This is a genomic window from Variovorax sp. DXTD-1 (assembly GCF_003984625.1).
Classification (GTDB): domain Bacteria; phylum Pseudomonadota; class Gammaproteobacteria; order Burkholderiales; family Burkholderiaceae_C; genus Variovorax.
Genome location: NZ_RWKH01000017.1, coordinates 41,547 through 62,614 on the forward strand (window position 1 = coordinate 41,547; position 21,068 = coordinate 62,614).

Genomic DNA, 21,068 nt, shown 5'->3' on the forward strand with positions numbered 1-21,068 from the left:
CGCAGGACCTGCACGTGGGAGCAGTCTGGCGGCGGCGCAACGCTGCGGGGCCCTCTCGCGCTGTGGGATTGCGCCGACGCCTCCTGGGGCGGATCGCACGACACCCGCCGCCCCCGGACCGCGGAACATCGCGCAACGTGGACGCCCTTCGCCGCCGAAGGACGCTTCATCCGCAACCGATGGCAACCGCCGGCGCGCCCGGCAGATGGAGTTTCAATGAAGCAGACAGTCAGCGATTTCGTGGTGCAACGCCTGTACGACTGGGGCGTGCGGCGCATCTACGGCTACCCCGGCGACGGCATCAACGGTCTGATGGGCGCGCTCGACCGGGCCGACGGCTCCATCGAATTCGTCCAAAGCAGGCATGAGGAGCTTGCCGCCTTCATGGCCTGCGCGCACGCCAAGTTCTCGGGCGAGGTGGGTGTGTGCCTGGCCACCTCGGGGCCCGGTGCAATCCACCTCCTGAACGGTCTCTACGACGCGAAGCTGGACCACCAGCCCGTGGTCGCCATCGTCGGCCAGCAGAAACGCAGCGCCCTGGGCGGCGACTACCAGCAGGAGGTGGACCTTGTCTCGCTGTTCAAGGACGTGGCGCACGAGTTCGTGCAGATGGCCTCCAGCGCCGAGCAGGCCCGCCACCTGATCGACCGCGCCATGCGCATCGCACGCGACCGCCGCGCGGTGACCTGCGTCATCTTTCCCAACGACGTGCAGGACCTGCCCGCCGTGCCGGTGCCGCCGCGCGAGCACGGCACCGTGCACAGCGGCATCGGGGCCACGGCCACCGCGGTGGTGCCCGAATTGCCCGCGTTGCAGCGCGCGGCCGAAATCATCAATGCCGGAAGCAAGGTCGCCATCCTCGCGGGTGCGGGTGCGCTGCACGCGACCGACGAATTGATCCACGTGGCCGAAAAGCTTGGCGCGGGCGTTGCCAAGGCGCTGCTGGGCAAGGCCGCGGTGCCGGACGACCTCCCCTTCGTGACCGGTGCCATCGGCGTTCTGGGCACGCGGCCAAGCTCCCGGATGATGGAAGACTGCGACACGCTGCTGATGGTGGGCTCGTCGTTTCCGTATGCGGAGTTTCTGCCGCCCGAGGGGCGCGCGCGCTGCGTGCAGATCGACACCGACCCGCGCGCCATCGGCCTGCGCTACCCGGCGGAACTGGGCCTGGTCGGCGACAGCCGCGCCACGCTCGCCGCCCTGCTGCCGCTGCTGGAGCACAAGGAACACGGGCCTTGGCGCCGCGGCATCGAAGCGGAGGTGGCCAAATGGTGGCGGGTGCTCGAGGCGCGCGCCCACGTGGAGGCATCGCCGCTCAACCCGCAGCGCGTGTTCTGGGAACTCTCCCCGCGGCTGCCGGAACAGGCGGTGCTGACCTGCGACAGCGGCACGGCCGCCAACTGGTATGCCCGCGACGTCAAGCTGCGCCGCGGCATGAAGGCCACCCTTTCGGGCGGCCTGGCCACCATGGGCCCCGCCGTTCCCTACGCCATTGCGGCCAAGCTGGTTCATCCGGACCGGCCGGTGGTTGCCATGCTGGGCGATGGCGCCATGCAGATGAACGGCCTGAACGCGCTCATCACCCTCGCGCGCATGTGGCGCGACTGGGCCGACCCGCGCCTGGTGGTGATGGTGCTCAATAACCGCGACCTCAACCTTGTGACCTGGGAGCAGCGCGTGCTCGGCGGCGATCCGAAGTTCGAGGCCTCGCAGGTACTGCCCGATTTTCCGTACGCGCGCTTCGCGGAAATGCTCGGCCTTGGCGCCATGCGCGTCGATACGCCCGAGGCGATCGGACCCGCATGGGACGCCGCCTTTTCGGCCGACCGCCCCATGCTGCTCGAGATGGTGACCGATGCCGCCGTGCCGCCGCTTCCGCCCGATGTGTCGCTGGCGCAGGCAAAGGCCTACCTCTCGGCCCTTTGGCATGGCGATCCCGAGGCGATGCGCACCATCAAGGCCGCCGCGCGAGAGTACTGGGCCAGTGCAATGGCGTGAGCCCTCGCACCGCTACCCGGCCGCGATGACGATCGCCGCAGGCTCGTCAGCATGTGCTTACGGGCGTTTCGCGACGCGTCCTACCGAGGCGGTGCGGGCGACTTCTATATTGATTTGAGACGCCGAATCCTTTCTTGCAGAACAACCACCGGCGTCAAGGAGATCATCATGAAGAAGCTGTTAATGATGTGCGCCGCGGCATCGTGCCTCGGAATGGTCCAGGTGCACGCGCAAGTGAACACCACCCCCTCGGCGGCAACCGATCCGGCCCTGGCTGACTTCAAAGCGGCCCGCGACAAGATCTCGGCCGACTACAAGGCCGACAAGGCAGCCTGCGACGCCATGAAGGACAACGCCAAGGACGTCTGCATGGAAGAAGCCAAGGGCAAGGAAAAAATTGCCAAGGCCGAACTCGACCAGAAGCAGAAGCCCAGCGACGGCAACGCCCGCAAGGTGGCCGAAGCCAAGGTAGAAGTGGCTTACGCCGTTGCGAAGGAAAAGTGCGACGACCAGAAGGGCGATGCCAAGGACGCCTGCGTGAAGCAAGCCAAGGCCGACCAGGAAAAGGGCAAGGCCGAGATCAAGGCCATGAAGAAGTGACACCCAAGTGACGGGAGTCATTCCACCAGCCTGCGCCCGGACGACGAAGCGGTGAAGCCCGTGCAAACGCTCGCCATTTCCGAGACCCTGCGCACGCAGTTGTCCGCCGAAAACCTCCTGGCCATCAATTCGCATGGCCAGGAGGTTCTTCATGGTCTGGACTTCGACGAGTCGCAGCTCCTTGTGGACTGCAGGGAGCAACCCCCGGCCGATGCCTCCATGCAGGAGCGATGTGCCGAGCTCGTCATCAAGCACGAGCGCGCGCGGTTGCGCATCGCCACGGTCGACGACGAACGCACCGCCGCGAAGTTCTAGCCCGGCGGTCGCCCTCAGTGCAAGGTTGCAAGGTACGCGGCAATGTCGCGCGCGTCCTGTTCGGTCACGCCCAGTTCCGGCATGGCCGTCAGCGGATCGACCTCTCGTGTATGCCGCAGCCAGCGCACCATGTTGTCGGGCGTGTTGGCCAGCTTTCCGGCAATGAGGGTGCGCCCCCCTATTCCCACGAGCGGCGGGCCGACCTGCGGCGACGAGCTGGTGACACCCGGAATGGTGTGGCAGGCGCTGCAGGCGTACTGGTGAAGCGCCCGCTTGCCGCGGTCGACGTCGCCCGAGCGAACCGATGCTCCGTCCGGGGCCGCGCCGCACGCCGAACCCGTTGATGCGCCCGGCACGCCAGTCGCTTCGAAGCGCGTGGCTTGCGCATATTGCTGCGGCGTCAAATCGGGAAGCCTGGCAAGAAACGCCACCACCGACCACAGCTCTTCCTCGGACAGCCTGTATTCCCAGGCCGGCATGCCGCTCATCTTGATGCCGTGCTTGGTGAGCCAATACAGCTCGCGCGGCTTCCAGTGGTGCCGCGCATCCACCAGCGGGCCGGGCAGCGGCTGCATGCTCTTTCCGATGTCGCCCTGCGACACGCCCGGTGCGCCGTGGCACTGAACGCACTTGTCGCGAAAGCACGCTGCGCCGCGCATCACCAGCCGCTCATCGTCGAGCTTCGGCGTTTCGATGTTGCGGGCCCGCAGCTTCACCGACTGGTGCATGGCGGTTTCCAGCAGCGAGTAGACAGGCTGCGTGTGCTGCACCGTGGCGGCCACGTCGTAGAGGCCGCCGTACACCACCAGCGCGCCCGCCGCCGCGCCTGCAAGGCCCAGCGCGGCAATGGTGAGAAGAACGGTCTTGGGTGCACCCATCGGCAACATTCAATTGGCGGCATTGTCCGACGCGCACCGGCGCCGCCGTGTCGGCGCAAGCCGCGTTCCTGTCCGCACAATCGCGGCATGGTGGCCGTTCTTCCGCATCGCGCCGTGTGCCTGTTCGCCCTTCTGGCTGCGGCACTGCTTTCTGCCGCGTGCACACCGGGAGGGAGCGGGCCGCCATTCGATCATGCGTCTTCAGCCCAGCTCGAGAGAGGAAGGCAACTGCTCGCCCAGTACCAGTGCGGAAGCTGCCATGCCATTCCCGAAGTGCAAGCCGCGCGCGGACGCATGGGCCCGACGCTTGCAGCCTTCGGCCGCCGCAGCTACATCGCGGGGCATGTGCCGAACGGGCCGGACCATCTCGTCCGATGGATCGTGGCGCCCGCCGCGTTGGTGCCCGGCACCCTGATGCCCGCCATGGGCGTTTCGCCCGACGACGCGCGCGACATGGCGGCCTACCTGCTCTCACTCGAATGAGCGAAGGCCCGCCGCAATCCGCACTCCGGGCCGCAGGGCCGGTCGCCGAGACGCTGCTCGAGGTGAGCGGCGTGCTGGCGGTGGGCGGCACGCTGATCTTCGCCGGGGTGATGCTGCTGCTCGCGCTTGCCATGCGGCGCCGCAAGGGCGCCGTGAACGCGCGCTGGTGGCTGATTGGCGGCGGCCTGGTGTTTCCGACGGTGGTACTCACCGCGCTCTTCTTCTACAGCGAATGGCACCGGCCGCCATGGCGGCCGATTCCACCGCCCGGCGCGCTGATCGTGGGCGTGACCGGCCACATGTGGTGGTGGGAGGTGCGCTACCGCGACCCGGCCACCGGCGCCGAAGTGGTCACGGCAAACGAAATCCGCATTCCGGTGGGGCGGCCCGTCTACTTCGGGCTTGGCAGCGCCGACGTGATCCACAGCTTCTGGGTGCCTTCGCTCGGCGGCAAGATGGACATGGTGCCGGGCCGCGTGCAGCACCTGCAGCTGCAGGCCGACCGGCCCGGCACCTGGCGCGGCCAGTGCGCCGAGTATTGCGGCGAACAACATGCGCGCATGGCGCTGCACGTGGTGGCGGAGGAACCCGCGGCCTTCGATGCCTGGCTTGCGGCGCAAGCAAAGCCGGCGGCCACCGCGGCCACTTCGCCCACGTCGCCCCGCGAGGTAGAGCGAGGCCGCGAAGCCTTTCTTGCGCACCGCTGCAACGCCTGCCACACCGTGCGCGGCGTGAGCGAAGAAAGCCGCCTCGGCCCCGACCTCACCCACGTGGGCAGCCGGCTGCACCTGGGCGCCGGCACCGTGCCCAATGACCCCGCCCAACTGGCCGCATGGGTTGCCCACACACAGCAGCTCAAGCCGGGCGCACGCATGCCGTCTTCCGGCGATCGCATCGGCGAGGCCGACCTTCAACTGATCGCGGCCTGGCTCGCGCAACTGAAATGACCCACGCTGCGAACGATCTTGCAAACCTGCCGCCGCGCCCCGAGGGAGAGCGCGAGGCGCTGGAGCGTGCCTGGGAGCCGCCCACCGGTTGGCGCCAGCTCTCGGCGGTCAACAACACGCGCATCGGCGTGTTCTACATTGCCGCGGCCATGCTGTTCTTTGTGCTGGCCGGCATCCTGGCGCTGCTGATGCGCACGCAGCTGGCAGTGCCCGGCAACGACCTGATCGACGCCAACACCTACAACCAGCTCTTCACGATGCACGGCACCGTGATGATGTTCCTGTTTGCGGTTCCCATCGTCGAGGCCGTGGCCATCTATTTGCTGCCGGGCATGCTCGGTGCGCGCGACCTGCCGTTTCCGCTGCTCTCCGCCTATGCGTTCTGGGCCTACTTCATCGGTGGCCTGGCTTTCTTCTGCACCATCTTCTTCGGCGAATCTCCGGACGGCGGCTGGTTCATGTACCCGCCGCTCACCGGCAAGGAGTTTTCGCCCGGGCGCGGCGCCGACTGGTGGCTGCTTGGCATCGGGTTCATCGAGATCTCGGCCATTGCCGGCGCCATCGAATTGATCGTAGGCATTCTCTTCACGCGCGCGCCCGGCATGAAGCTGATGCGCATGCCCATCTTTGCCTGGGCCATGCTGGTGAGCGCGCTGATGATCGTCATCGCGTTTCCGGCCGTGATTGCCGCCACCATGCTGCTGGAGCTGGAGCGCGCGTTCGACTGGCCCTTTTTCATTCCCGCGCGCGGCGGCGATCCGCTGCTTTGGCAGCACCTGTTCTGGTTCTTCGGCCACCCGGAGGTCTACATCATCTTCCTGCCCGCAGCGGGCATGGTCTCGATGATGGTGGCCACGCTTGCGGGCACGCCGCTGGTGGGCCATCGCGCCGTGGTGCTGGCGCTCATCGGCGTGGGCGTGGTGAGCTTTGCGCTGTGGGCGCACCACATGTTCACCGCGGGCCTGGGCAACCTCTCGCTGCTGATCGTTTCGGCGGCGAGTTTCATCGTTGCCATACCGAGCGGCGTGCAAGTGTTCGCGTGGATCGCCACTTTCTGGCGCGGCCGGGTGGCGCTGAACGCACCCACGCTGTTTTTGCTGGGCTTTCATTTCATCTTCGTGCTGGGCGGCCTCACCGGGGTGATGGTGGCGGTGCTGCCCTTCGACTGGCAGGCGCACGACAGCTACTTCATCGTTGCGCACCTGCACTACGTGCTCATCGGCGGCATGGTGTTTCCGGTGTTCGCGGGGTTTTACTACTGGGCACCGCTCTTCAACGGACACTGCCTGTCGGAACGCTGGGGCCGCTGGGTGTTCGGGCTGATGTTCGGCGGCTTCAACCTCACGTTCTTTCCGATGCACATCGCGGGCATGCTCGGCATGCCCCGGCGCGTGTACACCTATGACGGCAGCCTGGGCTGGAACGCGCTCAACATGCTGTCGACCGTGGGCGCCTATATCCTGGCCGCCGGCGTGCTGCTCTTTTTCGTCGATGCGTTCCGCACGCTGCGGCGGCCCTCCACCGACCACGGCAATCCCTGGCGCGCGGGCACGCTCGAATGGCTGCCGCCACGCGAATACGGCGCGCGCAGCATTCCGCAGGTCGATTCCGCCTATCCGCTGTGGAAGAACCCCGCGCTGCCGCAGGAGGTCGAAGCCGGCCAGCACTGGCTGCCCGGCACGGTGTTCGGCGGCCGGGAAACGCTGATGACCAGCCTGCGCGACGCACGGCCGCTGCACCTGCTGCGCCTGCCCACGGACAGCTGGTGGCCGCTGGGAGCGGCCGCGGGCACGGCGGGCTTCTTTCTTCTGTTGACGGTCTCGCAAACCATCCCGGCGTTTGCGTGCGGCGTGCTCGCGGTGGCGTTCATCCTGCGCTGGTTGTGGGATTCAGATCTTCCGCCGCCAGTTCCAATGGTGGACGTGGGCCGCGGCGTGCGCCTGCCGGTCGGCGCGCATGGCAGCACGTCGCATTCATGGTGGGCGATGATCGTTCTGATTGCGGTGGACATGACGATCTTCGTCTCGCTGCTCTACACCCACGTGCACCTGGCAATGGCAAGCGATGTGTGCCCGCCTCCCGGTGCCGCGCTGCCGGCCATGCGCTGGCCGCTGGCCGCGGCCTTGCTGCTCGCGGCCAGCTCGGGCGCCATGCTGGCGGCCACGCGCATGGTCCGCACGCCGCATGCGCCCGGCCAGCGCTGGCTGCGGGTGCTCGTGGCGCTCGCCATGGCCGGCGCCGCAGCCTCAGCCGCGCTCGACATCGGCGGCCATCTGCTGGCGGCCCTCGACCCGCGCGCGCAAGGCTGGAGCGCATCGGTCGGCATGCTGCTGGGCTACCAGGCCTTTCACATCGCCGTGCTCATGCTGATGGGCGGCTACGTGCTGGTGCGCTCCTGGGCAGGCCGGCTGCAGCCCGCGGCCCGCGCGACCATCGACAACACCGGGCTCATGTGGCACTGCGTAACAGCGCAGGGAATCATCGGTGCACTTACGGTGCAATTGGTGCCGCGACTGCTGGGTTGAACAGCACCGACGTGCTCGCAATCAGCACCCACTTCGCAACCCAGCCGGCGCCATAAAGCCCAAGGCCGAATACCCCGTGCGTCACCAGGCTCTGCAAGCGCGCCGCGGCCGGGCGCGGCGTGCGGCTGGCCGCAATGCCCGCACCCATGCCCGGCTGCATCAAGAAGAACGGGGCCACCACGCTGCCGATTCCGACAATCAATGCAGGGCCGAGCGACGGCTGAAAAACCCAGCCAAGTCCCCACAACGCGAGCAGCACGCCCGCAAACAAAATTCCGGTCAGGTAATGAGCAATCCAGCCGATCAGCCGCTCGCCCTTCACCGGCGGCGAGGCAGCAATCGGATGGTGTCGAAAGCGCCCACGCCCCAGATAGAAGAACCAGCGGCCGACCAGGGCGTAGTCGAGCGAGGGAACGCCCAGCAGCCGCTTGCGCACGACCGCCCAGATGTCCATCACCGCCGTTGCGCCGGAGCCAATCAGCACGGCGCACACCACGTAACTCACGGCCTCAGGCATGGGTGGCTCCCTTCGGCTCGGCCGGCACCGAAAGCGCCTGAGCGGCGATCATCCAGCAGGCGGCGGTGAAGCGAGCCTCGGCGCCGTATACATACGGCTCAAACGCGGCGCGAACGGTTTCGACGACCTCTGCGCGCCTGCGCTCGTCGGCCTCGTCCTGGAGAGCCAGGCCGACGGGGCCGAGCCGGGTGAGATAGCCCAGCAGATCGCTTTCTGAAAAAGTGCACTCCACGTCGATCGCACGAATGTCGATGCCGCCCCAGCCGCTCTCTTCGAGGATGGAAGCGACCCGATCCCGATCTGCAAAAGCAAACTGCCCCGCCGCACCTGGCTTGCGGACTGGCAGATTTGGCAGCAGAGGCGCCGCAGCCTGCTCGGCAGTGGTCATGAACGGGTTTTCTGCGGCGCTGCGCCACGCAATTGCCCGAAGCGCCGCGCCATCGTTGGCGGCGTGCCGCAGGTTTGCAAAGGCCTGCACCGGGCTGTCGAAGAACATCACGCCGAACCGCGACACGATCATGTCGAAGCTTGCCGGCTCGAAAGGGTATCTCTGCACATCGCCGCAAATGAAACTTGCGGAGGCGCCCTCCCGCTCGGCGCGCGCCCGGGCGGCGGCGATCATCGGCTCCGAAATATCGGGACCGGTGCAGGCGCCCTCCCCACCGAGCGTTCGTGCGATGGCCAGCGTGGTCGCACCCGTACCGCAGCCCGCGTCGAGCACCCGGCGCGCGGCTGCGGCGCGTGCTTCGCCCACCAGCAGGTTTTCAAACGGCATGAACAGCCGGTCGAGCAAGGCCTGGGTATCGACCCACGCGTGCCCCGCGCGGCCGTTCCACAGTGCGGCCTGCTCGTTGCCTTCCATGTCGTGCTGCTTGATGTTCGTCATCATCGATTTCCTTGCATGCCCCAAGAGGCGGAAGCTAGACTGTGCAACTTCAAGTCGACTTGAGGTCAAGAGGTAATGGCAGCAATTCATCTGGACATTGCCGAAGTGGCGCAGCAATCCGGCGTTCCCGCATCGACGCTGCGCTTCTACGAGGAAAAAGGCCTCATCGCCTCCACCGGGCGGCGCGGCCTGCGCCGCCTGTTCGGGGCCGGCGTGCTCGAGCGGCTGGCGCTCATCGCGGTGGGCCGCTCCGCGGGCTTCTCGCTTGAAGAGATAGGGCACATGTTCGCGCCCGGGGGAGTACCGCGCATCGACAGGCAGATGCTCGCAGCCAAGGCCGACGAGCTCGACAAGACCATCCGCAAGCTCACCGCCATGCGCGACGGCCTTCGCCACGCCGCCGCCTGCCCGGCGCCAAGCCACATGGAATGCCCGACCTTCCAACGCATCTTGCGGGCTGCACCACGCGCCGGCGGCCGAAAGGCTCCTACAGCACGACGGTCTCTCGACCGATGCAGCTGAAAATTTCCAGGTCGAAAGTTGCAACTCTGGGCATTGCAACATTCAACGCCGTCATCCCCAGAAATGCCGGCCGGAGACATCCTTCCATGACAAGCGCCAACACGGTTATTTCTTCAGAGCGTGTCGAGGGAACCGCCGTGTACAACGCGGCCGGCGACAAACTCGGCACCATCGACGACCTCATGATCGACAAGGTTTCAGGCCAGGTCCGCTACGCCGTGATGAGTTCGGCGGCTTCCTGGGCATGGGCACGGACCGCTATCCCATTCCGTGGCCCATGCTGAAGTACGACACCGCACAAGACGGCTACGTGGTGCCGCTGGACAAGGCGCAGCTCGAGGGCGCGCCCAGGTATGCGAGCGACCGCGTGCCGGACTACGACGACGAATACAGCGGCACGGTGGACAAGTACTACGGGCTGTAGGAGCTAGAGGGGTTCGGCGGGCGCACCGCCGAACCAGGGGCGACAGGGAGGCCCCTCAATCGACCTTCGAGGCCTTGAAGTAAGGCTGCGAGGATTCCATGAACGCATGGTGCAGGCGTGCAAGCTCGCGCGCGAGTTGCTGCGCCTGCAAGCGGCCTTGCTCCGAGCCCGCCTTCATCTCGCGAACGGCGGCTTCGAAACGAACGGTCGCGTCTTTCCACTCGTCGTAGCATGCAAGGAACTCGTCCCAGTCCAGGGCATTCTCTGCCCGGGGCCCTTGCAGCGGTGTTTCTCCGCGCGCGGCCTGGAGCTCCCACGGACTTGCCTCGACGTTCGGCCCCTCGGTGAATTCGTCGGCAGCCTTTTTCAGGTCTGCGGGCGATGGTGCGGGATGACCCCGGTCGTGAGATGCGCTCTTGTCGGCAGGTTGGTTGAGTTGAGCCATGGAACTCTCCTGAAAGTTGTTCATGGCACGGTCTTCGATTTCAAGCAGCGGAGATGTCGGACGGATGCCGGGCAGGTGGTCGGTTCATTGGGGGGTTCGAGCGACGCCATTTCCAACGGCTCAAAAGTGTCTAGGGAAGCCGGGGCGATTCATTTTGAATCAGCAGCCGAACCGTGAGAATGTGGACAACACCACAAAGGAGATCTTCTTGACAACCGTCGCCATTAACTCCGCAATTAACGTCAGCAACAGCGATGGCTTTGTCCTGTTTGGCGGCGTGAACGTACTCGAGTCGAAGGACATGGCCCTGCGTGCTGCGGAGGAATACGTCCGCGTCACGCGGAAACTTGAGATTCCATACGTCTTCAAGGCAAGTTTCGACAAGGCGAATCGTTCGTCCATTCATTCCTTCCGGGGGCCCGGATTGGAAGAGGGCCTGAAAATCTTCGAAGCCGTGAAGGCGGAGTTCGGCGTGCCCATCCTCGCCGACGTGCACGAGCCATGGCAGGCGGATCCCGTCGCCGAAGTGGTGGACGTTTTACAGCTACCTGCGTTTCTCGCCCGTCAGACTGACCTGGTCGTCGCGCTTGCCAGGACGGGCAAGGTCATCAACGTCAAGAAGCCCCAGTTCTTGAGCCCGCCGCAAGTGCTCAACATCGTCGAAAAAATCAGAGAAGCGGGGAACTCCCCTGTCATTTTGTGCGACCGCGGAACTTGTTTCGGCTATGACAACCTTGTGGTGGACATGCTTGGCTTCGGTGCCATGAAGAAGGTCACAGGGAACCTGCCGGTCATCTTCGACGTTACCCATGCGCTCCAGCAACGCGACGCGAACGCTGCCGTCTCTGGCGGGCGACGCGAGCAAGTGGCTGAACTGGCGCGTGCGGGCCTAGCAGTTGGTTTGGCGGGCCTCTTTCTTGAAGCTCATCCTGACCCAGCGCAGGCTAAATGCGACGGTCCCAGCGCTCTGCCGCTGGACCAACTGGAGCCTTTCTTGACGCAGCTGAAGGCGTTGGATGACTTAGTGAAGTCGTTCTCGCCCCTTGATATTCCCGCCTGAACAAGACGCCCGTCGCAAAAACTGCCAGACCCAACGACGGAGGTTAGGTTCTCCATCCTTGGCCGCCGGCCCGGAATGACGAGCTCTTATATCTCAAGGTCGCGGGTGAGTCATCGCTCTCAAAAGACCCCGAATACCTTCAACAAGATGATGACGCCAATGGGCACGCCGCATAGCCAAAGGATGATGCTTTTCATTTAACTGCCTCGGTGGTGGACACGCTGTCACGGTAGCCAGCGTCACCTCGGTCGGCGAAGGGAAAAAACGACCTTTGCAGTAGGAAAACGTCCGCGCCGGTAATCTCCGGCGGTTTGCGCCGGGATAGGGCAGATGCTTCGCCCGGATGTGTCGAGCGAGTCACGCCGATGGTTCCGCGATTTGGATGAAGGCGGCCCACGGCATCCAACAAAACGCCCCTTCGAGTGGAACGACATTGCCGTTCGCTACGAGCGCTTCCCCAGTCAGGACATTCGTTAGCCCCGCACTTCCAAGCCCATCAGGCAGCACCACCCTGGTCCCCCGCCAGGCATCCACGTCAGGAAGCGCCGGCGTACCCCCATCCGCCTCACTCCGCGCAACCCCAGCAAAAAACCGCCCCGCCATCACCACCAGCGTCCGCCCTTCATGCCTCCGCGCAAAGGCCACCACATGCCGAGCCAACGGCCCTTCAACCGCGAGCCCTTCATAGCTGCCGCCGCGAAAAAGCTCCGCATGCTCGCGTCGCAGCGACAACATCCGCCAGATGAACCAGAGCTTCGCGCTCCCATCGTGCGGCGCCTCGGCGAGCGACTGCACCCGCGCCGGCAGATCGGCTTCGCCGACCATTGCCTGAAGCTGATCGAGCCGCTGGCTGCGCAGTTCATAGTCCACCGGCCGCCGGTTGTCCGGGTCGACCAGACTCAGGTCGATGAGCTCACTGCCCTGATACAGATCGGGCACGCCCGGCGAGGCGTACTTCAGCAGCGTCAGCGTCAGGCCGTTCCACGCGCCGAACCATGAAAGGCGATCGGCCATGCGCTGGATGTCGGCAAGGCAGCCGCCTTGCGAACGATCGGACAGAATCTTTCGTACCAAGGCTTCCAGCGCCTCTTCGTACTGCGCGTCGGGCTGGGTCCAGCGCGTGTGCGACTTGGATTCGCGCGCGGCCTTCTGCATGTACTGCAGCACGCGCTGTTCATACGCAGGCGCGGCTTCGGCGCTGAGTCCGCCGAAGGGCAAGGTACCGAGCAGGGTCTGGTAGAGCAGGTACTCATCCGCGCGTGAAGGCGCAGCAGCCTCTTCCTCGCCACGGCAGAGCGCATGCCAGCGCGCGAGCGCTTCGCGCCACTCGCCCGGCATTTCCGAAAGCACATCGATGCGGTTGCGCACGTCTTCCGATCGCTTGTTGTCATGCGTGGAAGTGGCGAGCATGGTGTGCGGCCAGTGCCGCGCGCGGTCGGCGCTGAGCGCATGAAACTCGTCCACATCGAAGCCGAACTGGTCTGGCTCGCCGCCGACCTCGTTCAGCGCGCTGAGCGGAAAGTAGCGGTAGAACGCGGTGTCTTCCACGCCCTTGGCCGCGACGGGCGCGCTGAACTGCTGAAAGCGCACCGCGAACCGGCGCACGCGCTCGGCCAGCGCCGGGGTCGCATGCTCGGCGGCCTCTCCGCGCAGGGAGCGGCGCACGAAGGCGAAGATGGAACGGTCGGCATCCAGGCTCTGGCGTTCGGCCGCGTCGGTGGCTGCATCGATGAAATGCGCGTCTTGCGCCGAAGGCGCATCGACGATGTAGGTGCGGTAGACCGTCATGCAGGCCGCCACGCCGGCCAGCGCGCGGCGCAGCGCGTTGAGCGTGTAGTCGCGCGTGGTGCGGTCGGCACGCGCAATGCGCAGCAGCTCGGTGGAGAGCACGTTCAGTTCTGAAGCGAGCGCGCTGCGCATCACTTCATGCTTGCCTGCGCGGGCCACGGCATCGAAGTCTTGCTCATCGCCGGTGAAGCGGTGCCAGGTTTGCCGCAACGCATCGGCTGCGGCGGTGTCCACCAGCACGCCGTTGGCCACGTTGGCAAAACGGTAGCCGGTAGTGCCGTGCACGTGCCATTCAACGGGCACTTCTTCTTCGGAGGCGGCGATTTTCTCGGCGACAACGTACAGCGGGCGCTGAGGCCTGCCGTCGGGCCCTGGGGCCGGCAGCACGATGCCCGCGCGGCGCGCATAGCCTTCCTGCAGTTGCCTGAAGTAGCGCGCGGGGTCGTACAAGCCATCGGGGTGGTCGATGCGCAGGCCGTCCACCACGCCGGCCGCGGCCAGGTCCAGCGCAAAGGATTGCGTGGCCTCGAAGACTTCGTCGCGCTCCATGCGCACCGCCGCCAGGTCGTTGATGTCGAAGAAGCGCCGGTAGTTGATTTCGTCCGCCGCCACGCGCCAGTACGCGAGCCGATAGGCCTGCACCTCGATGAGCCTATGCAGCTCGTCGCGCGCGTTGTCCGATGCCAGGTTCAGTTCGGCCACGGCCGCAAGCACGGCGCGCGCCAGCGCGGGATGCGCCTGCACCAGTTGCGCGAGGCGTGCCTTGAACAGCTCCTTGTCGCGCACACGCTCGGTGCGCTCTGAAGGCGCGTGCGCATGACGGCCCGGCAGGTGGCCGAAGGCGGTCGAGAGACTGGCCAGTTCCGCCGCAAGCGCCGGGTCCTTCAGGTGCGGCAGCGCACGCCCCAGCACCACGGGATAGCTTTCGGGCGCAAGCGGAAACCGGTGCTCGAAATAGCGCAGCGCAAAGCTGCCCTGCGTCGCTTCGAAATGCAGCACCAGCTCACCGCTGGAGAGCACCTCTCCGTAGTGACCGCCGAGCACTGGCAGCAGCACCTTGCCGGTCAGCTCTTGGTTGAGCGGCTGCCAGTCGATGTCGAAATACTGCGCGAAGAGCGAGGCCGGGCCGTTCTCCAGCACGTCCATCCACCAGGCGTTGTCGGCACCGAGCACGCCCATGTGGTTGGGCACCATGTCGAGCAGCTGCCCCAGGCCGTTGGCCTGCAGCGCCTCGACAAAGCGCGCGAAGCCTTCGGCGCCGCCAAGCTCGGGGTTGATCTCCGCATGAGCCACCACGTCATAGCCGTGGGTGCTGCCCGCGCGGGCCCGCTGGATGGGCGAGCAGTACACATGGCTCACGCCGAGCTGCGCCAAGTAAGGCAGCACGCGAATGGCATCGTCGAAGCTGAAGCCCTTGTGGAACTGCAGGCGGTAGGTGGCCCGCGGCACACGCGCCTGCAGCAGCGGCGCCGGCTCTGCGCTTGCGCTGCGGCGAGGCCTTGCCGCGCGCAGATGCCCGGCAAGGCCCCGCATGGCGTCGCTCGCGGCCAATGCCTCCACCGTCGCAGCGAGCTTGCGCCGCCAGTTCGGATGCGTGTCGACCGTGCCGGGCATGTTGGCCTGGTCCACTTCGCCGGCCACGTCTTCCAGCTGGAACACCATCAGCGCCGACGGCGCAGCGGCCAGAAACGCGTGGACCGCCTGCATCGTCCGTGGCGAGGGCGTTGCCAACGCCAGTGCCTGCGCGGCTTCGTCGTGCGACAGCAGCCCCGCCTCGCGCACCGCCAGCATCAGCCGGATTCGCTCCTGCGCCCGATCGAGCAGTTGCCGGTCGAACAGTCCGGGGTCCGGAAAAAGGCCCAGCGCCAGCCTGAGCCGGAGGTCATGTCCCGACCACCAGCCCGCGAGCGTGGCAAGGTCGTGCGTGCTGATGGCCACCAGTGCCGCCGGTGGATATGCCGCGGGCGGCGTGAAACCGCCGCCCTGCTGCTTTTCGAAGTAAAGGAGCCGGTAAGAGAGCACATCGGCCCGCGCGAGCGCATCGCGCATCGCGTCTTCGACCGTGCCCAGGTCTTCGCCCACGACCATGCAGCGATGGCGATGGCTTTCCACAGCCACGATGGCGAGCATCTCGTCGACCGCATAGCGCACGTACGCGCCGTCGTGCGCGGTGCGGCCCGGTGGAATCCAGAACAGGCGCATCAGCCCCATGACGTGGTCGATGCGCAGCGCGCCCGCGTGGCGCATGTTCTCGCGCAGCATCTGCACGAACGGCTGGTAGTGGTTGGCGCGCAGGCGGTCCGGCCGCAGCGGCGGCAGGCCCCAGTTCTGCCCGGCCGGGTTGAACTCGTCCGGCGGCGCACCGATGCTGGCTCCCACCGCAAAGCAATGCTGCGCGCCCCATGCGTCGGAGCCGCCGCGGTCTACTGAAACGGCAAGGTCCAGGTACAGGCCGATGCCCATGCCCAGCGCCTCGCAACGCGCACCCGCGCGTGCAAGCTGGCGCTCAGCCAACCACTGCAGGTATTGGTGATACTGCAGGCGGTCGGCATGCCGGGCCGCAAACTCTTGCACCGCGGGCGAGTCGATGTCGCGGTAGGCCTCGGGCCACATGAGCCAACCCCAGCATTGCGGGTCTTCCGCCGCAAAGTGGGCCTGCAGCGCCTCGAAGAGCGCGTGGCGACGGAGCGGTTCGCCCTGCTCGGCAACGAAGTCGAGGAAGGCTTCGCCGGCTGCGTCCGGGCCACCCGTGCGCAAAAGATGGTGCGTTCTGAAGTGCTCGAAAAGCAGTTCGAGCACTTCGAACTTGGCAGCGGCCACGCCGGCATGGTCCACCAGCGGTAACTCGCGCAGTGCGGCCAGCTTCGCCTGGAACTCGGGCGATTCCACGCGGCGGCGCGCGGGCTCGCACGCGGCAAAGTCGTCCACCGCCTCGACATCGATGTACAGCACGTTGAGCCGCTGCCGCGACGAAGGGCTGTAGGGGCTCGCGCGCTGCGGGTCCGTAGGGAACAGCGCATGCAGCGGGTTCAGCCCGACCACGTCGGCGCCCTGCCCGGCCATGCTGTCGATCAGCGCGTCCAGGTCGCCGAAGTCGCCGATGCCCCAGTTGCGCGGCGATCGCAGTGCATACAGCTGCACCGCCGGCCCCCACACACGGCCACCGTCGCGCGCAGCGGGAGGCCGGTAGCAGCGCCCGGGCGACGCGACGACCATGGTCTCGCCGTCCAGGCCGTCGATTCGCAGCCAGTGGTAGCCGGGCGCGAGCGGTTCCGCCAGGTGCAGGATGCCGCCGCCATCGTGCAGCGCGTGCGCATCGGCTTCGCCATCGCGCAGGCGGCCTTCTTCATCGCGCAAGTGCCAGCGAAGCTTGCCGGCAAGATGGCCTTGCCGCGGCAGGTGCACGCTCCAGTGCGGCGCGTGCGCTGCGACAACGAGAACGGGCGGCATGGCCGGCTCGGCCACATCGCCCGGTGCGGCACCCGCCTGCACACCAAACTCGGCCAGCAATGCGGCAAGGTTCTCGGGCGCGGCGTGGCGCTGCGTTCCAAAAGCGTCGAAATAGGTGGCGGAGATGCCGTAGTGCCTGCAAAGGCGTTCCAGCACATCGGCGGACCATTGGCTCGAATCAACCACCGGACACGTCCTCCAGCGTCGCGTGCACCGCGCCGCGCTGCAGCCGCAGGCCCGCCGCATCCGCGGCGGCCCCTGAGCTGTAGACCACCGCACCAGGCGGCACCGCGGAATGCGTGGCGGCTTGCATACCGAAGTTGGCCAGGAGATGAAGGCGCCTGGCCGGCTCGCCGGCCACGGTGCTCGCCAGCTCCCACTGCACCTGCACCAAGCCGTTTTCGCAGCGATGGCTTCCGGCGTGGCGGGCACCGGCCAGGTGCGGAACCAGCATGCGGTGGCGCGCCTCGAGCAGCTGCTGCATTTCGCACAGCCGTGCAAAGTGCGGTTGCGTGCCGCGCTCGCGCCACCGGAGCTTCGAGGCGGTAAAGGTCTCTTCGGCGTTCGGGTCTGGAATGCGGGCGCGCGCCGCTTCGTCGGCAAACGCGGCAAAGCCGCCGAATTCCGAGCGCCTCCCCTCCGCCACTGCGGAAGCCAGCTCCGGACCGAAATCGCAGAAGTACAAGAACGGCGACGAGGCCGCGAATTCATCGCCCATGAAGAGCATGGGCACATGCGGCGACAGAAGCACGCAGGCAAACGCCGCGCGTACCAGCGCCGGATCGCCCATCGCATGGATGCGCTCGCCGAAGGCCCGGTTGCCGACCTGGTCGTGGGTCTGCAGGTAGGACACGAAAGCGGTCGAGGGCAACTGCGTGCTGGGTTCGCCGCGCAGCTCGCCGCCGCGGAAGGCCGATGGCTGGCCCTGGTAGATGAAGCCTTCGGCCAGCGCGCGCGCAAGGCAGCCCGCGGGATCGTCGGCATAGTCCGCGTAGTAGCCGTCGCGCTCGCCGGTCGTCAGCACATGCGCCGCATGGTGAAGGTCGTCGTTCCATTGCGCGGTGCCCGCCACCGGCAGGCCGGCGCTGTCGCGCGCCAGCAGCGAGGCCAGGTTGGCGTCGTTCTCCAGCACCAGGTGCACATGCCTCTCGCGCGCCGGGCCGGTGTTCAGCGCCTCGCGGATTTCATGAACGATGTGCTTTTCGGACGAATCGCGAATGGCGTGGATCGCATCCATGCGCAGGCCGTCGATGTGGAACTCTTCCACCCAGTACAAGGCGTTGTGGATGAAGAAGTCGCGCACCGTGCGCGACTGCTCGCCGTCGAAGTTGATAGCAGCACCCCACGGCGTGCGCTCCGCCGCGTTGAAGAACTCGGGGCAGCACGCATGCAGGTAGTTGCCTTCGGGCCCGAAGTGGTTGTAGACCACGTCGACCAGCACCATGAGGCCCAGCCCGTGCGCGGCATTGACCAGCGCCTTGAGATCGTCCGGCGTTCCGTAGCTAGCGTCCGGCGCAAACTGCAGCACGCCGTCATAACCCCAGTTGCGCGCACCCGGAAAATCCGCCAGCGGCATGAGCTCGATGGCAGTGATGCCCAGTTCCGCAAGCTCACCGAGTCGCTCGCGCGCAGCCTCGAAGGTGCCATCTTCCGTAAAGGTACCCACGTGCAGTTCGTAGACCACCGCCTCGTGCCAGGGGCGCCCGCGCCAGTCGGTGTCGGTCCATTCGAAGCGATGCGGGTCGACGATGCGGCTGGGGCCATGAACGTCGTCCGGGTTGTAGCGCGAGGCCGGGTCGGGAATGGTGGTTCCATCCGCCAGCCGGTAGGCGTAGCTATCCCCATGGCGCGCATCCGGCAGCGTCAGGCGGTGCCATCCATCCTCGCTGCGCGGCATCGCGTGCGAAGAGTCTGCACCTCCGGCAGGCGTGTGCACCAGCGTGATGCCGTCCGCGGAAGGAGCCCAAAGTGCAAAGTCGACGCCGCGGTCGCTATTGACGGTAGCCCCGAAGGGCATGCGATGAGCGCGCTTCATGGCCGCACATCCGGCCGGCTCAGCACCACGAGCGAGCGGCACTGCAGCGGGTAGGCGGGCTCCGACCACGCGGGCGCGAGCGCGGCCACGTCTTCGGTGGCGGGCGGCGGCGAACCGCTGGCGGTGTCCAGCAGCAGCCGCCATGCGCCGTAGGGCGCGGGCGGCAGCGTGAACTTGATCTCGTCGTGATGCGCATTGAACAGCACCAGAAAGTCGTCGTCGTGCTGCGCCTCGCCGCGCGGCCCGCGGTCGACGATGCCGCCGCCCGACATGTACATGGCAAAGCACCTGGCGTTGGCGTCGCCCCAGTCCTCGGGGCGCATCTCTGCGCCGTCGGGCCTGAGCCATAGCACGTCGGTCACGCTCTCGGCCTCGCTCGGCTTGCCCGCGAAAAAGCTGCGCCTGCGAAACGAGGGATGCGCGCGCCTGAGTGCGATGGCGCGCTCCACGAAGGTGACCAGCGCCTGCCGCTCGGGCGTGGGGGTCCAGTCGATCCAGCCGAGCTCGTTGTCCTGGCAGTAGACGTTGTTGTTGCCGTTCTGCGTGTGGCCGCGCTCGTCTCCGGCCAGCAGCATGGGCACGCCCTGTGAGAGCAGCAGCGTAGCCAGCATGTTGCGCTTTTGCCGCTCGCGCAGCGCCACGATCTCGGGGTCTTCGGTCGGCCCTTCGGCGCCGCAGTTCCACGAGATGTTGTGGCTGTTGCCGTCGCGGTTTTCTTCGCCGTTCGCCTCGTTGTGCTTGTCGTTGTAAGAGACCAGGTCGTTGAGCGTGAAGCCGTCGTGCGCCGTAATGAAGTTGATGCTTGCCGTAGGCTGCTTGCCCGACCAGCCGTACAGGTCTTCGGAGCCGGTGAGCCGCTTGCCCACCTCGCCGATCAAGCCGGCATCGCCCTTCCAGAAGCCGCGCATGCCGTCGCGGTAGCGGTCGTTCCATTCGGCCCAACCCAGCGGAAAGTTGCCGACCTGATAGCCGCCGTGGCCCAGGTCCCACGGCTCGGCAATGAGCTTGACGCGGTTGAGCGTCGGGTCTTGCCGTATCGCATCGAAGAAGCCGCCAAGGTTTTCGACCTTGCCCGACTCGCGTGCCAGCGCGGAAGCCAGGTCGAAGCGGAACCCATCGACGTGCATTTCCTCGGCCCAGTAGCGCAGCGAATCCATCACCAGCTGCAGCGCATGCGGATGCTCCAGGTTGACGGTGTTGCCGCAGCCGGTGAAGTCGTCGTAGTAGCGCCGGTTCTCGGCGTTGACGATGTAGTAGGAGGCGTTGTCCACGCCCCGCATGGAGAGCGTCGGCCCCAGCTGGTTGCCTTCGCAGGTGTGGTTGTAGACCACGTCGAGAATCACCTCGATGCCTGCCGAGTGCAGCGTCTTCACCATGGTCTTGAACTCCTTCACCTTGCCCGAGGCGCTGTAGCGCATTTCGGGTGCGAAGTAGGCCAGCGAGTTGTAGCCCCAATAGTTCTGCAGGCCCTTCTCGGCCAGGTGCCTGTCGTTCAGGAAGCTGTGCACCGGCAAGAGCTCCACGGTGGTCACGCCCAGCCGCTTCAGGTAGTCGACCACCGGCGCGCAGCACAGGCCGCCGTAGGTGCCGCGCAGTTCGTCGGGCACGTCGGGGTGGCGCATGGTGAAGCCGCGCACGTGCAGCTCGTAGATCACCATGTCCTGCCAGGGTATGGACGGCCGGCGGTCGTCGCCCCAGGTAAAGGCGGTTTCGAGCACGCGGCCCTTGGGCACCAGCGGTGCGCTGTCGCGCCGGTCGAACGACAGGTCTTCCCGCTTGCTGCCCACGGTGTAGCCATAGAGCGCATCGCCCCAGCGCAGCTCTCCGACCAGGTCCTTCGCATAGGGGTCGACCAGCAGCTTGTGCGGGTTGAAGCGGTGGCCCTCTTCGGGCTTGTACGGCCCGTGCACTCGGTAGCCGTAGGCCAGGCCAGGGCGTGCCTCGGGCAGGTAGCAGTGCCAGATGCCGTCAGTGCGCTCGCGGATCGGAATGCGCTGGATCTCGTGGCGGCCCTTCTCGTCGAAAAGGCACAGGTCAACGCCCTGTGCGTGTTGGGAGAAGAGCGCGAAATTCACGCCCTCCCCGTCCCAGTTGGCGCCGCGCGGATAAGGGCGGCCCGGCCACACGGCCGTGATGGAAGGTCGTTTGCTGCGTGTCATCGAGTCAGGTATGAGAGAAAGAGGCGAAGAAGAAAG

15 protein-coding genes and 1 pseudogene are annotated in these 21,068 nt (G+C 66.6%); 9 read left to right on the forward strand and 7 right to left on the reverse strand.

Features of this window, described 5'->3' with window-relative positions; translation table 11 throughout:
• Nucleotides 1-216: 216 nt before the first annotated feature.
• From EJI00_RS16800 to EJI00_RS16810, 3 genes are all read left to right on the forward strand, one after another.
• The gene (locus EJI00_RS16800) at nucleotides 217-1,998 is read left to right on the forward strand and encodes a thiamine pyrophosphate-requiring protein (RefSeq protein ID WP_126748640.1); all 1,782 of its coding nucleotides are present in this window, start codon (nucleotides 217-219) and stop codon (nucleotides 1,996-1,998) included.
• A 168-nt stretch (nucleotides 1,999-2,166) separates the two neighbouring features.
• Nucleotides 2,167-2,598, forward strand: a complete 432-nt coding sequence (locus tag EJI00_RS16805; protein ID WP_126748641.1) for a hypothetical protein — start codon at nucleotides 2,167-2,169, stop codon at nucleotides 2,596-2,598.
• 51 nt (nucleotides 2,599-2,649) lie between these two features.
• The gene (locus EJI00_RS16810) at nucleotides 2,650-2,913 is read left to right on the forward strand and encodes a hypothetical protein (protein ID WP_126748642.1); all 264 of its coding nucleotides are present in this window, start codon (nucleotides 2,650-2,652) and stop codon (nucleotides 2,911-2,913) included.
• A 14-nt stretch (nucleotides 2,914-2,927) separates the two neighbouring features.
• Here EJI00_RS16810 and EJI00_RS16815 read toward each other — a convergent pair whose 3' ends face one another.
• On the reverse strand, nucleotides 2,928-3,800 hold the full coding sequence (locus EJI00_RS16815; RefSeq protein ID WP_126748643.1) for a c-type cytochrome: 873 nt from the start codon (nucleotides 3,798-3,800) through the stop codon (nucleotides 2,928-2,930).
• 78 nt (nucleotides 3,801-3,878) lie between these two features.
• Here EJI00_RS16815 and EJI00_RS16820 point away from each other — a divergent pair, with 78 nt between their 5' ends.
• From EJI00_RS16820 to ctaD, 3 genes are read left to right on the forward strand one after another with little or no spacing between them, the layout of a single operon-like run.
• Nucleotides 3,879-4,274 (forward strand): c-type cytochrome, encoded by a 396-nt coding sequence (locus EJI00_RS16820; RefSeq protein WP_126748644.1) that lies wholly within the window; start codon nucleotides 3,879-3,881, stop codon nucleotides 4,272-4,274.
• Complete coding sequence (locus EJI00_RS16825) at nucleotides 4,271-5,221, forward strand: c-type cytochrome (protein WP_126748645.1); 951 nt, start codon at nucleotides 4,271-4,273, stop codon at nucleotides 5,219-5,221. The genes EJI00_RS16820 and EJI00_RS16825 overlap by 4 nt, the downstream gene beginning before the upstream one ends.
• A complete protein-coding gene (ctaD, locus tag EJI00_RS16830) occupies nucleotides 5,218-7,746 on the forward strand; it encodes a cytochrome c oxidase subunit I (RefSeq protein WP_126748646.1) in 2,529 nt (842 codons plus the stop codon). Before EJI00_RS16825 ends, ctaD begins: the two co-directional genes overlap by 4 nt.
• On the opposite strand, the gene EJI00_RS16835 is transcribed toward ctaD, so the two are convergent.
• Both EJI00_RS16835 and EJI00_RS16840 read right to left on the reverse strand, forming a co-directional pair.
• The gene (locus tag EJI00_RS16835) at nucleotides 7,712-8,263 is read right to left on the reverse strand and encodes a DUF2938 domain-containing protein (RefSeq protein WP_126748647.1); all 552 of its coding nucleotides are present in this window, start codon (nucleotides 8,261-8,263) and stop codon (nucleotides 7,712-7,714) included. The genes ctaD and EJI00_RS16835 overlap by 35 nt on opposite strands.
• Nucleotides 8,256-9,149, reverse strand: coding sequence for a class I SAM-dependent methyltransferase (locus EJI00_RS16840; RefSeq protein WP_185868153.1), 894 nt, complete (start codon nucleotides 9,147-9,149; stop codon nucleotides 8,256-8,258). Before EJI00_RS16840 ends, EJI00_RS16835 begins: the two co-directional genes overlap by 8 nt.
• 75 nt (nucleotides 9,150-9,224) lie before the next feature.
• Between EJI00_RS16840 and EJI00_RS16845 the strand changes: the two genes are divergently transcribed.
• Nucleotides 9,225-9,671 carry a helix-turn-helix domain-containing protein gene (locus EJI00_RS16845; RefSeq protein ID WP_126748648.1) on the forward strand — a complete coding sequence of 149 codons (447 nt, stop codon included), beginning with the start codon at nucleotides 9,225-9,227 and terminating at the stop codon, nucleotides 9,669-9,671.
• An 86-nt stretch (nucleotides 9,672-9,757) separates the two neighbouring features.
• Nucleotides 9,758-10,095, forward strand: a pseudogene (locus EJI00_RS16850) (PRC-barrel domain-containing protein).
• 55 nt (nucleotides 10,096-10,150) lie between these two features.
• Here the strand turns inward: EJI00_RS16850 and EJI00_RS16855 are convergent.
• Entirely contained in the window at nucleotides 10,151-10,540 is a 390-nt protein-coding gene (locus EJI00_RS16855; RefSeq protein WP_126748649.1) for a hypothetical protein, read from the reverse strand.
• A gap of 208 nt (nucleotides 10,541-10,748) precedes the next feature.
• Between EJI00_RS16855 and kdsA the strand changes: the two genes are divergently transcribed.
• Nucleotides 10,749-11,600 (forward strand): 3-deoxy-8-phosphooctulonate synthase, encoded by an 852-nt coding sequence (gene kdsA, locus EJI00_RS16860; RefSeq protein ID WP_126748650.1) that lies wholly within the window; start codon nucleotides 10,749-10,751, stop codon nucleotides 11,598-11,600.
• 357 nt (nucleotides 11,601-11,957) lie between these two features.
• On the opposite strand, the gene EJI00_RS16865 is transcribed toward kdsA, so the two are convergent.
• From EJI00_RS16865 to glgX, 3 genes are read right to left on the reverse strand one after another with little or no spacing between them, the layout of a single operon-like run.
• Entirely contained in the window at nucleotides 11,958-17,024 is a 5,067-nt protein-coding gene (locus EJI00_RS16865) for a malto-oligosyltrehalose synthase (protein WP_260590745.1), read from the reverse strand.
• On the reverse strand, nucleotides 17,017-18,873 hold the full coding sequence (gene treZ, locus EJI00_RS16870) for a malto-oligosyltrehalose trehalohydrolase (protein WP_126748651.1): 1,857 nt from the start codon (nucleotides 18,871-18,873) through the stop codon (nucleotides 17,017-17,019). Before treZ ends, EJI00_RS16865 begins: the two co-directional genes overlap by 8 nt.
• Nucleotides 18,870-21,032 carry a glycogen debranching protein GlgX gene (gene glgX, locus EJI00_RS16875; RefSeq protein WP_126748652.1) on the reverse strand — a complete coding sequence of 721 codons (2,163 nt, stop codon included), beginning with the start codon at nucleotides 21,030-21,032 and terminating at the stop codon, nucleotides 18,870-18,872. Before glgX ends, treZ begins: the two co-directional genes overlap by 4 nt.
• Between the last annotated feature and the right edge of the window lie 36 nt (nucleotides 21,033-21,068).

Excerpts from the sequence above, each read along its gene's own strand:
- treZ (WP_126748651.1), bottom strand. The coding sequence starts at position 18,873 with ATGAAGCGCGCTCATCGCATGCCCTTCGGGGCTACCGTCAATAGCGAC.
- ctaD (WP_126748646.1), top strand. The coding sequence starts at position 5,218 with ATGACCCACGCTGCGAACGATCTTGCAAACCTGCCGCCGCGCCCCGAG.
- EJI00_RS16855 (WP_126748649.1), bottom strand. The coding sequence starts at position 10,540 with ATGGCTCAACTCAACCAACCTGCCGACAAGAGCGCATCTCACGACCGG.
- EJI00_RS16845 (WP_126748648.1), top strand. The coding sequence starts at position 9,225 with ATGGCAGCAATTCATCTGGACATTGCCGAAGTGGCGCAGCAATCCGGC.
- EJI00_RS16815 (WP_126748643.1), bottom strand. The coding sequence starts at position 3,800 with ATGTTGCCGATGGGTGCACCCAAGACCGTTCTTCTCACCATTGCCGCG.
- EJI00_RS16805 (WP_126748641.1), top strand. The coding sequence starts at position 2,167 with ATGAAGAAGCTGTTAATGATGTGCGCCGCGGCATCGTGCCTCGGAATG.
- EJI00_RS16840 (WP_185868153.1), bottom strand. The coding sequence starts at position 9,149 with ATGACGAACATCAAGCAGCACGACATGGAAGGCAACGAGCAGGCCGCA.
- EJI00_RS16820 (WP_126748644.1), top strand. The coding sequence starts at position 3,879 with ATGGTGGCCGTTCTTCCGCATCGCGCCGTGTGCCTGTTCGCCCTTCTG.
- glgX (WP_126748652.1), bottom strand. The coding sequence starts at position 21,032 with ATGACACGCAGCAAACGACCTTCCATCACGGCCGTGTGGCCGGGCCGC.
- EJI00_RS16835 (WP_126748647.1), bottom strand. The coding sequence starts at position 8,263 with ATGCCTGAGGCCGTGAGTTACGTGGTGTGCGCCGTGCTGATTGGCTCC.
- EJI00_RS16800 (WP_126748640.1), top strand. The coding sequence starts at position 217 with ATGAAGCAGACAGTCAGCGATTTCGTGGTGCAACGCCTGTACGACTGG.
- EJI00_RS16825 (WP_126748645.1), top strand. The coding sequence starts at position 4,271 with ATGAGCGAAGGCCCGCCGCAATCCGCACTCCGGGCCGCAGGGCCGGTC.